This window comes from Halomonas sp. I1 (assembly GCF_032334135.1).
GTDB lineage: Bacteria > Pseudomonadota > Gammaproteobacteria > Pseudomonadales > Halomonadaceae > Halomonas.
In genome coordinates this window covers 329,733-340,682 of sequence record NZ_JAVXUS010000003.1, presented here as the reverse complement: position 1 = coordinate 340,682, position 10,950 = coordinate 329,733, and the positions used below count along the sequence as shown (strand labels likewise).

Here is a 10,950-nt window from a genome sequence, read left to right as displayed (position 1 = left end):
GTCTCTGGACTATATGGCACCCCGAGCACACCCCGCATTAGCTGCGTAGGGTGTGCAGAAACCAGGGGGTCATTACATCTGAGTAGAGAATGCCCCTATAGTGATAATGTTGCTCTTGCTAAAGGATATTGCATCTTCTTCCCTGATGCTTTCTGGCGATTCATACTCGTACATGTGTGTGATGTTAACAGAAAGGCTTTTTTCATCACGATAACCAGAGAAAAATGGTACTAATAGAAATTCTTCGCTATTTGTTCTCTCTTCGTTAGGGGGAGGGACTAGTTTTAATGACCCAATATATATTTTCCTGTTGGAAAGGGTTATGAATGCATACATCAATTCTTCGGCTGGAGCCCCATGGCTTAACTGCTCTTCTCTCTTCTTTAAGAGGCGGAGAAGGAGGTAATCAGAGACAGAGTGGCTCTTCAGGACTTTTTCAACAGATTTATCATAGCCGTTCTTGAAAATGAAGTTCTTTATTTTTAGAGATACATAGGTTCCTGATATGGTAAGGACAGAGAATATGGCGGAATAGACATATGCTTGATACTTGTGCTTGTCTGTTCCAGGAGGGTCGATCTCGTTAATGATAAGATCTCGAATTTCTCGTATAGGGTAGTAGCTGATATTAAAAAGTTTGTTGATGAAGTATGGGGCTACCTCGAACAATATTATTGAAAACATGAAGATGTAGAAGCCAAACCTGGCGGCGTGTAAATACACAAGCCAGCCTTGATATGTTGATATTTTGGCGAATTGTTTATGGCTATTGTAGATATAGGTTATCCCGCATATCAAGAGGGGAACAATCAATATTCCGATCATGAAGCACTGCGCTTTTTCTTCCGCGTATTCTGTAGGTCGTTAAAGAAGCTTCTTAGCTCTTTTAAGTCTTCTTGTCTGACACTTTTTTTCATTTCTTTTTCGTTAACATAATATGACCCGGATTCGAGTATCTCATACTCAAAGGTTTGGTGCTTTTTTTTATTTTCCTCTGGGGTGGGTTTATTTTTCACCTTGATTACTCGGGTGTTTTTGATGTCATTAAATAACTCATTCTGCTGGACTCTATCTTTTTTGTTATTCTCTTTTGAACCAGAAAAAAAAGTGTTGGCCTTCTCCCCTTTAGTATGCGGATGGGTAAGTTTGTATACGATTTTTTTTATGCTTCTCATGTTGGATCCTCCTTTTTTCATTAATCTCTCATGGTTTAATGGTTGTAATTATAGCATGGATTTTTTAGTATTGCCTCTATCGTGTCGATATGCTTTTCTATGTTTTTTTGCAAGCAATAATTTTCGTCTACAATAGGGGGATAGGCTTGGTCCTTGATATTTTAGGCTGGGTCATGAGGGAATAGGATGAAGATTCCAGCGAAGCCTGTGCTAGTGCTCCACTCGCCATTGAGCTCCAAGCTGGCTGTTGCTAACAAAAGCTACTCCCTAAATCTGCGTCTGAGGCGCACTAGGAAGTGTCAGTTGATGCCTGTCAAACCCACCTTGAATTGAGTAAACCACGAGCCCAACACCGGACTTCTTCAGATGAAGCGCCCGGTCAGAGCTTCATCATCACCACAATTTGACGAATACGTTGCCTGTGTTTGTGCCGTACGCCCTGCCGGCCCAGAGTCGTCCCAACGTCATGTTGAATTCCTATCTAGATCCACATAGCCTGCATGATACATTACTACTCCCTCACTCAGGTACACCTCCGGTACACACACCAGCTTCCTGTGCTATCTTCAACCTTCGCTAAGCTACTGATTCCAAAGAACTGTACCTTTCGCTTGATTACGGTTGGTTTTCCTTGTGTGTCAGTAGTTTATGGTTTTAAAAGCAAACTCATAATCCCTTGGTCGGCGGTTCGAGTCCGCCTGGGCCCACCATAGAACAAGCAATTACGTTTTCCCTCCTTCCCCGCTTTCTATACCTGCCACCCTGCCCATATTGTGTCCGGAATGGGCCATGGTCTCCCGGCTTCCGAGCCCCACCAGCTTCAACAGCCCAATGTCCTGACTTTTCATCTGGTCATCGAGCTGAGCTGTCCCGTGTCCTGGGACAGGCGATTCTTTTCTTGTTACGTGCACATTGTGTCTCCGATGTCTTACATACTGTGCAGATCTGCCGGTGTTACTCTGCGACGTGCTGTATCCCACAGCACCCCCGCAGCTTGGGCGCCACGGATGGCAAATGCTGCATCCAAGGAGGAACGCGTGGCCAGGGATGGCCTCCTTGCTATCCAGAGATCAGTCGCGCGCCGGGCGGAACCTGGTATCGAAGCTCGTGGCATGGGCCGGGTGGCGGTTGCTGGCCAGCAGGCCGATCCGAATACCAGATCCGGCATTCTCCGGGCGGTGGCATGTGGCCTTGGGGGACTGACGAGCTTGAACGATGATGATCGCCGCCATGTCCGCCATAGTCTCCACCGTATGCCACGCATCCAGACAGTGTGCCAAGCAGTCCGACGACTGCTGTCAGTCTTCCCATCTTCATCATTGCAATCTCTCCAGAGGTGTTCTCTCGCACCATAGCAAGAGATCCTGTGCTGTCTCGGGAAGAGAGCAACATTCCTGAAAATTGCACCGAGTGTCGCTGCCATGCCACAGGGCAGCAGTGCACAGGCTTGCTAGCATGAGAGCTCATTCTTCACTGGGGAGCCATCATGCGTGTACTGACAACAGGTCTACTGGCTGGGCTGCTGGCCCTCGGGCTTTCTGCTTGCGGCACATCGACAGGTGAGCGCGCGCTCAGCGGAGCCGGTGTGGGAGCGGCTGTGGGCGGTGCAGCGGCTGCCGTAACAGGCGGCGATGTCTCCCAGGGGGCTGTCATTGGCGCCGGTGCAGGCGCTGCTACAGGGGCGGCAACAGACGAGGGTGATATCGACCTGGACGATTGAGATTCCCGCGCCGGCGTCGGGTGATGCCCGACGCCCTCGAGAAATGCCCAGCACGGCGCGTGCGACTCGCGATGTGTCATCGATGATGCCGAACTGTGCCGATGGTTCGATTCCAACTGAGCCATCTCTTTAGCGTTTTGGCATCAACCTGCATTCCTTTTTGGCTGCTTGCCCCGTCTTTTCTGGCCTCTCAATGTGATGAGTCGCTGATGCGCCACGCCTGCTTCAAGCGCGTGACGGTATGTTCCCATTTCGGTGTCGTGGGTTTGCAGACCGTGTTCTGATTGCCGAACAGGCCGACCTCGCTGAATGCTTGCGAGGCGGGGAATGAGGCGATCCAACGAACCGGTACGAGATATTCCGCCGCGTCTTCGTCATCTTCATCGATAGCTTGGTGAAGATGCGGGTACTCGTCGGCCGTCGTGAGGTCCTGAAGTCGCGTGCTGCCTCGATCAGTCTGTACCGTGAAATGGTCGCCTCGGCAGCGCTCCCCGGTTACCTCGGCCACACCCACATAGCCGGTCTTGGGGATGTTGACCCAGACCCGATCTCCCTCCGAGAGCATGGCGAGGGTCTTCGAGTACCAGGCCGCGCCACCACCGGCGATGAAGCCGTAGCGACGTGCCAGCTCCCAGGGGCGGTTATCGCCGAAGGAGGCGTAGAACTCACCGTTCCAGGGCTCCTTGTGTGCCTTGCGGGCGGCCGACTGGGCCGGCTCGTCCGGATCGATCATCCAGGCGCGGCTCAGGTACTGGTTGCCCTGGTCCTCGAAGGCGGCGAAGAACATGGCGTTGATCGAGATCTGGGCATGCTCGTTGAGGTAGTTGATGATCCGCTCGCTGCTGGCGTCGAGCTGGGTGGCCACGACCACCAGCTGGTGATTCTCGTTGAGGGTGACACTGTCCAGCGTGATGCCGAACTTGTCCTCGAAGGCGTCCTCGAGAGACGCATGAGGGCGCTGATAGCGTTCGGCGAAGGCCTGGTAGATCTCAATCAGCTGGTAGTCGGCCAGGGTGACGACCCAGGAGGCATAGTCGATGGCCTGAGCCACCACGTCTCGAGGCGTCTTGTCGCGCTTGAGTTCGATGAGGATGACCCTGCCGTTGGCATCGATCGCCAGCAGGTCGACCAGCTTGTCAAAGCCGGTGCGAACTTGGCGGCCGATCAGCAGCCAGTCCCGGTTGAGGATCGAGACATCCTGCATGATCTGCTCTTCCAGCTGCCCCTCGTCGGCGAGCCCTGTAGACCGCAGCTTCTGCGGCCGTTCACCTGTATTACCTGCCAGCTTCCAGATACCTTGCTCGATGGCCATACTGAATCTCTTATGCAATTCGGCGATATAAAACCCTTTGTGCCTCGCAAGGGTAATCACTATAGTTGTTTGGCAACACGGTCCCGATCAGTAGAACCGCTTTGCGGTGAAGCTGCTGAGGGGTTTTTTTTTAATGCCTGTTGCCAGGCCGTGCGGGCCACTCCCAGTTTTCCCAGCCTTCGATGATGCTCACGCCCTCGCTGCCAGGCGATCTTGAAATGCGCTACATCGCCTGCAGTTGATTTGGCCGGCTGATCCACCATATTGCGATTCCATAGGCAGTGATGATGGGCGCAGACATTGCGTAGATAGTTGAGGTTGCACAGCCAGGAGGCGAGCACTCGGCCGTCACGAATGCCATAGCAGCCGGCGTTCGATCCTGGTCATCCTGACGCATTTCGTCGTAGAGCGTGGAAAGCGTGCCGAAGTCCCACACCTCGCAGGCGATCCAGATCGGAAGATCAGCCCGTACTTCTCCTTGTGATGTACTTGGTGCAGATATCTCGTTCGCTGAAAGCCTGCCTGGTCATAGCCGCTTCCCTGCTGCGTTCATAGATTAGTTATCACGCTAGGTTACGTGAAACCGCGCTTAAACGCACCGATGGGACCTGAGCCGCCATACGTGCGCGTCCATGTCGGCGATTGGGCTCACGCAAGCCTCATGATCCCGTGAAAAAGCGGCTTCCATGGCAATGAAGTTAGCGACGATGACGAGCTATACTTCGAGGTCAAGCAACTTATGGTTTAAGAAATATACTAAAACGGCCTTAAATGACGATTTTGTGCTTGAAGATAAACCGTTGTGGTTTATCCTTTACACTGAAAACGGAAATAAAGGCCGCTTTTGTGCGTGAAAATAAACCAGCTGTTGCACAAGATCCCGTATGGCGCCGTCGTGACGACCGCCTGGCTGGCGTCACACGGCGTCAGCTCGGATCAGGCGCGTAAGCTGGCCAGCAGTGGCTGGCTGCAACGCGTGGGGTATGGCGCCTACTGCCAAGCGGGGGAGCCTCTTACCTGGGAGAGCGCTGTTTTCGCCCTACAGGCGAGCGACGACACGGGCTTACCACCGCTTTGGCCGGGTGGTCAGACGGCCCTGGCACTGCATGGCTTTGCCCACTATCTGCCCATGGGGGAGAGCACGACACACCTGTATGGCAATGAGGCCGTTCGGCTGCCCCGGTGGTTGAGTGATGCCGAGTGGGCAGGGCGGATGGTGCTCCACTCCGAAAAGGGCCTGCCAGTGCAGCTTCCCGGTAGTTTCATGGACTACGCGCCGGATGGCAGGGCCTTCAGCTTGCAGGTATCGACCCCCGAGCGAGCGGTCCTGGAGTGGATCGCCGTGACGCCGAATGAGCTGCTGTTCGGCAGTGAGCTGGTGGACACCTTCGGTGGGCTCAATACGCTGCGTCCGCGCCGGCTGCAGGCATTGTTGGAGGGATGCCGTTCGGTGAGAACCAAGCGGGTCTTCCTGGTGCTGGCTCGCCAAGCTGGGCATGCCTGGTACGGTCGCCTGGAACCACGTCGACTGGACCTCGGCAAAGGTAAGCGGCAGCTCTGCCAGGGCGGCAAGCTGGACAGGGAATATCACGTGACGGTGCCGGAGGCGTTCCTGCATGCCGATTGAAGCTCGCTACCACGAACAGGTCAGACGGTTGATCTCGCTGCTGCCATTCCTCAATGACGAGCCGTGCTTCGCTCTGAAGGGCGGTACGGTTATCAATCCCTTCGTAATGAGTGGGGTTGCCTCCGATTTGTCTTCGGTGTCGCTGCCATGCCACAGGGCAGCAGTGCACAGGCTTGCTAGCATGAGGCTCATTCTTCACTGGAGAGCCATCATGCGTGTACTGACAACAGGTCTACTGGCTGGCCTGCTGACTTGCTACCTTACACGTCTCCTCTTTGACCACAGGCTACTCGCAGCTTCTCGAATGCCTCTCTCCCTCGTGCGCCAGGGATCACTACCTCGATGCAGGGGCGATCAAAGTCATTCGTGGATATGATGATCCTGTGGTGTCGCGTGTTTCTGGACTCACTAGACTCGATGCTGATGTTGGCCACAGCACTGTATGGCAGCACGACACCGGTGGCGGCGTTGCCGGCAAAGATTCTCCGGGCGTCTTGATCAATGCCGATCGCGGAGTTGCCGTGCTGGGCACAGTAATCGAGATCCATCCCTTGTTTGGCGATATGCTTTCGAAGTTTTGTTCGTTCTCTGCGAACGATGATTGCCACATAGGTGATGACAACCGTCAGGCCGGCGCCTCCTCCCATGAGTATTCCCGCGCCCCCGCCGATCAGGGATGCCATGACAGCGAAAGCGAGAAACGCCAGAAACGGCATGATGAACAGTATCTGAAAAACGATCCATAAAGCTTGCATACGATAGAGTGACGTCCTGTCTGTCTGAGCTATCTGGAGCGTTCCCGCCCAGGGGGACATAATGGCAATAGCCTTGCAGTGTGAGTGTGACATCGTAGTCCATGATGTGCTGCCTCGAGAGGAGGCAGGCCTTGCAGTCGATCATGTCGGTTTGCTTGGCGCCGGGCGCAGGAAAACGCCGCGCGCCACACGCTCCAGCCAGCCGCGGTCCACATATTGGCGCGCGAGGAAGCGGCTGACCTCATGGCGTTCCAGCCAACCTGAAGCGACCATGAAACCAGGAGGAACGGCTTCCAGGATACGCTTTAGCTTCCCTTCTTCATGTGTACTCATCGGGCACTTATTATCATGTTTTCAAAGAATTGACTATATGGTTCTTTGTTTATCAAGGTTTCTGTGCATCTTAAGGGTACAAACTTACCACAAAGCAAAGCCAGGAAGAGTCTGTCAGCCAACTACGCGATGGCGCCCTTGCTTCGTCAACCTTCGGGTCACATATGGATATTCTCGATAAACGGGCATTTTACCTTCATGAGGTCTGCAATTGCGGCGGGATTCGTGCTGCTTCAGAGCACCTCCATATCAACCCTTCGGTGATCAGCCGTCAGGTGCGTAGCCTGGAGCGTGAGCTCGGCATGGCGCTGCTGGAAAAGCAGGGGCGTCACGTCGTCCCTACCGAAGCAGGAAAGCTGGTGGAGGACAGTTTTCTGGCTCAGCGACGGCTGAATTCGGAGTTGAGCGACACATTGTCGCGACTCAATAACCTGCAACTGGGTAAGGTCGTGGTGTCGGTTGGAGATGGCTTCGTTGATAGTTTTATCCATGACGTCATGCAGAAGGTCGCCGAACAGTATCCAGATGTTCTGATCGACATCCGTACCGGCATCTACTATCCACAAGAGCCCCATGAGATGGTAGCCAACGATGAGGTCGACATCGCTGTCACCTATGGGCCGGTATCGGACCCGCGCCTGGTAGTGCATTCCTTTGAACGTGGTCCGCTGTGTGCGCTGGTCGCACCGGGACATCCGTTGGCTCACGCCCAGAGTGTCAGTATTGCCGAGTTGGCCCGCCACAAATTGATTTTCTTGCCGGACGTGTCGGGTACTCAGCGCTTTGTGAACGACGTTTTCCGTGCCGGGGGACAGTTGGTGACACCTGCATATCGTTGCAACCTGCATTCGACCTCGCGGCGCATGGCCTGTGCAGGCATCGGGGTGGCGTTCATGACGGCGGCGGCGGCCGGGAAGGAGGTGGCGGCGGGGGAGCTCGAGGCTATTCCTATCGCCCATCCCATGGCCGAGTCAAGCCAGGGAAACCTGGTGCGCAGGGCCGGCAGGCGGTTGTCCCCGGCTGCCGGCTATTTGTGGAAGGTAATGCTATCGATGCAGTGATCAGCTGGCCATCATGTAGATACCAGGGCCGATCGGCCAGCCCATGCTGAGCCAGAACATCAGGAAGGCGCTCCAGGCCAGCAGGAAGGTAACAGCCATGGGCAGCATGGTGGCGATTAGTGTTCCCAGCCCCATGTCCGGCTTGTAACGCTGCATGTACACCAGTGCGACGGAGAAGTACGGGCTCATGGGCGAGATGATGTTGGTGCTCGAGTCGCCGATGCGGAACATGGCGAGCACGAAGGCCGGGTCGAAGTCGATCATCATGAGCATGGGGACGAACACCGGGGCCATGAGCGCCCATTGTGCCGAGCCGCTGGTCATGAAGACGTTGAGCACCGTGCTCATGAGGATGAAGGCGAATACCAGAGGGAGTCCGGTGAAGCCGGTGCTCTGCAGAATGTTCGAGCCTTCGATGGCGATGAACTGCCCGAGCTCGGACCATTTGAAGTAGGCAATGAACTGCGAGATGGCAAAGAAGAGCACCAGCGTCGGTGCCAGCTCGCTGGCGGCCTCCGACATGCGCTGGGGGACATCTTTGCTGTTCTTGATCTTGCCAGTGGTGATTCCGTAGACCAGGCCGATCACCACAAAATAGCCGAACATCAGCGGTACCAGCGAGCGCAGGAAGGGAGACGGAATCAGGCCACCATCCTCGTTGCGCAGTGGCGAGGCTTCCGGCAGCACCGTCAGCAGGATCAGGGCGAGATAGGCCAGGGTGGTCAGACCCACACGTTTGAGTCCGCGTTTTTCGTCAGTGGTGAGCTCGTGGTGGTCGACGGTGGTGGTGAAGTCCTTGCCCAGGGGCAGAGTACGCTGCAGACGAGGTTCTACCACCTTGTCGATCACCAGGGTACCAGCGGTGGCCAGTACGAACACCGAGCAGGCGACGAAGTAGTAGTTGTCCACTGGCGAGATATAGGCATCGGGATCGACCAGACGCGCCGCATCGGTGGTGATGCCGGCAAACAGCGCATCGCCTACTGTGATGAACAGGCTGGCGTTGAAGCCGGCGCCTGCCGCTGCATAGGCCGCTGCGGCTCCGGCAATGGGGTGGCGGCCTACCGAGTAGTAGACCATGGCCGCCAGTGGAATCAGGATCAGATAGTTTGCATCGGAGGCGATACTGCCGCAGATGCCCGCCAGGAAGACGCAGAAGGTCAGCAGTGAAGAGGGCGCTTTAGCCACACTGACTTGCATCAGTGTTGACATCAGCCCCACCTTGTCGGCGAGGCCGATGCCGAACATGACGACCAGGATGAGCCCCAGGGGAGGGAAGTTGACAAAGTTGCTGACCACACTGGTCAGCATGAACTCCAGCCCCTCCGGAGAGATAAGGCTGCGGACATGGACCTCGGCTTCGGTCTGCGGGTTGACTGCCGAAACGCCTAAAAAGGCCAATAGTGCGGAAAGGACTATTACCACGGCGGCCAGGATAGAGAAAAGAATGAAAGGGTGAGGCAGTTTATTGCCCACGCGTTCGATAGAACTGAGTACGGCTTGCATGATGATTGACCTTGTTGTGTATCACGTGGTGAGTGGAGTCAGGCAGCGTCAATCGGCATTACCTATCACTCGGTTTGTTATTTCCCGTGGATTGTGATCCCAGTTATTCAGGCTTCATGAGGCCTTTGGCCAGGGCAACGAAAACGCCTCCTGCGATCGGCAGGATGTGGTCGTTGAAGTCGTAGTGCTCGTTGTGCAGATAGGCGCTGTCGCCGTTGCCAACGAAGAAGAAACATCCCGGGACTTCCTGCAGGTAGAAGGCGAAATCCTCCGCCCCCATGGTCGGCATGTAGTCCAACTGCTGAATGTCATTGCTCACTTCGCATGTACGGGAAAGCTCCAGTACCCGTTCTGCCCAGAATATGTCGTTGACCAACGGGGGAATCTGGTGCTCATGCTCCAGGCGGAAAGTGGCTCCATGGGCGGCGCAGACACCGTTGACAAGCGCCTCCAGCTTTCCGACCAAGGCATCACGCGAGGAGGGACGATCACTACGGATATTGACCACGAGTTCTGCATCACCGGGTATGACGTTGGCCGCGTCACCGGCATGGAAAGCCGCCACAGTGATTACCCCTGCTTCGAGAGGAGACTTGTGTCGTCCAACTAGCCCTTGCAGCTGCTGGACGATACTGGCGCCGACGTAGATGGGATCGACGGCGAGGTGGGGCATGGCGGCGTGGCCGGAACGCCCGCTGATCTTGAGCCGGAAGGTATCGTTGCCACCCATGGCAGGGCCGGGTTTGACGAACACTTGGCCGGCGGGAAAGCCGGGGCGGTTGTGGTAGCCAAAGATGGCGGAAACGCGGGGGTTGTCCAGCACACCTTCTTCGATCATTCGTGCGGCGCCGTTGCCGCCTTCTTCCGCTGGCTGGAAGATCAGCTTCAGATGCCCGCTGAGCGAATCTCGCTGGGCCATGATCGTTTCTGCTGCCAATAACAACGCAGCAGTGTGGCCATCATGGCCACAGGCGTGCATCAATCCGGCATTGCGAGATTCGTGGGCAAAAGTATTGGCTTCATGGATCGGCAAGGCGTCCATATCGGCACGAAAGGCGATGACGGGACCTTCACGTCCCGTGTCGAGTTCACCCATGACGCCCGTTTGAGCGATATTTTTCGTCACCTTGTAGCCCAACTTCTGCAGGTGTTCAGCAACGATATCGGCGGTTCGAGTTTCCTCGAACTTGAGCTCGGGGTGACGATGCAGATCCCGTCGTAGCTCGGTGATGGTTTCCAGCTGTCGATCGTTGAACATCATTGTTCCTTGTTGATTCATCAAACACGTTGCTAGTCCGCTAACAGTAGGTGAATGATCGAGGACGAAAGAGGCGGGCAATAGTCATCTTTGTTGCCTTGAAGGCAACAGTCCTTTGAAGAGCCGGTGTCGGCGGGGTGCCGGGAATGGCTATGGGGTCCTGGGCAAGGAGCTTTGGCCGCATGCTCGCTTTCGCGGCGAGG

Annotated in this window: 11 protein-coding genes and 1 pseudogene; 3 read left to right on the top strand and 9 right to left on the bottom strand. The window is 55.4% G+C overall.

The annotated features are described in order from the left end of the window. Positions 1–72: 72 nt before the first annotated feature. The 3 genes from RSO41_RS07150 to RSO41_RS07140 all read right to left on the bottom strand — a co-directional run bounded on the left by RSO41_RS07150 (position 73) and on the right by RSO41_RS07140 (position 2,407). Positions 73–825 (bottom strand): hypothetical protein, encoded by a 753-nt coding sequence (locus RSO41_RS07150; protein WP_315618398.1) that lies wholly within the window; start codon positions 823–825, stop codon positions 73–75. Further along, a complete protein-coding gene (locus tag RSO41_RS07145) occupies positions 822–1,196 on the bottom strand; it encodes a hypothetical protein (protein WP_315618397.1) in 375 nt (124 codons plus the stop codon). The genes RSO41_RS07150 and RSO41_RS07145 overlap by 4 nt, the downstream gene beginning before the upstream one ends. A 1,049-nt stretch (positions 1,197–2,245) precedes the next feature. Further along, complete coding sequence (locus tag RSO41_RS07140) at positions 2,246–2,407, bottom strand: hypothetical protein (RefSeq protein ID WP_315618396.1); 162 nt, start codon at positions 2,405–2,407, stop codon at positions 2,246–2,248. Positions 2,408–2,661: 254 nt separating this feature from the next. Between RSO41_RS07140 and RSO41_RS07135 the strand changes: the two genes are divergently transcribed. Beyond that, positions 2,662–2,895 carry a hypothetical protein gene (locus RSO41_RS07135; protein ID WP_315618395.1) on the top strand — a complete coding sequence of 78 codons (234 nt, stop codon included), beginning with the start codon at positions 2,662–2,664 and terminating at the stop codon, positions 2,893–2,895. 190 nt (positions 2,896–3,085) lie between these two features. On the opposite strand, the gene RSO41_RS07130 is transcribed toward RSO41_RS07135, so the two are convergent. Next, entirely contained in the window at positions 3,086–4,207 is a 1,122-nt protein-coding gene (locus RSO41_RS07130) for a hypothetical protein (RefSeq protein ID WP_315618394.1), read from the bottom strand. A gap of 59 nt (positions 4,208–4,266) precedes the next feature. Continuing rightward, positions 4,267–4,643 (bottom strand): annotated as a pseudogene (locus tag RSO41_RS07125) (Abi family protein). Positions 4,644–5,057: 414 nt separating this feature from the next. Between RSO41_RS07125 and RSO41_RS07120 the strand changes: the two are divergent. Continuing rightward, a complete protein-coding gene (locus RSO41_RS07120; protein WP_315618393.1) occupies positions 5,058–5,834 on the top strand; it encodes a type IV toxin-antitoxin system AbiEi family antitoxin domain-containing protein in 777 nt (258 codons plus the stop codon). Between the two features lie 260 nt (positions 5,835–6,094). Here the strand turns inward: RSO41_RS07120 and RSO41_RS07115 are convergent, their stop codons facing one another. Both RSO41_RS07115 and RSO41_RS07110 read right to left on the bottom strand, forming a co-directional pair. Continuing rightward, positions 6,095–6,589 (bottom strand): hypothetical protein, encoded by a 495-nt coding sequence (locus RSO41_RS07115; RefSeq protein ID WP_315618392.1) that lies wholly within the window; start codon positions 6,587–6,589, stop codon positions 6,095–6,097. Positions 6,590–6,730: 141 nt separating this feature from the next. After that, positions 6,731–6,922: an AbiEi antitoxin N-terminal domain-containing protein gene (locus RSO41_RS07110; protein WP_315618391.1), complete on the bottom strand. Its 192-nt coding sequence runs from the start codon at positions 6,920–6,922 to the stop codon at positions 6,731–6,733. A gap of 164 nt (positions 6,923–7,086) precedes the next feature. Here RSO41_RS07110 and RSO41_RS07105 point away from each other — a divergent pair, with 164 nt between their 5' ends. Beyond that, positions 7,087–7,983 carry a LysR family transcriptional regulator gene (locus tag RSO41_RS07105; RefSeq protein ID WP_315618390.1) on the top strand — a complete coding sequence of 299 codons (897 nt, stop codon included), beginning with the start codon at positions 7,087–7,089 and terminating at the stop codon, positions 7,981–7,983. Here the strand turns inward: RSO41_RS07105 and RSO41_RS07100 are convergent, their stop codons facing one another. Both RSO41_RS07100 and RSO41_RS07095 read right to left on the bottom strand, forming a co-directional pair. Then, a complete protein-coding gene (locus RSO41_RS07100) occupies positions 7,984–9,489 on the bottom strand; it encodes an AbgT family transporter (protein ID WP_315618389.1) in 1,506 nt (501 codons plus the stop codon). A gap of 103 nt (positions 9,490–9,592) precedes the next feature. After that, on the bottom strand, positions 9,593–10,747 hold the full coding sequence (locus RSO41_RS07095) for an amidohydrolase (protein WP_315618388.1): 1,155 nt from the start codon (positions 10,745–10,747) through the stop codon (positions 9,593–9,595). Between the last annotated feature and the right edge of the window lie 203 nt (positions 10,748–10,950).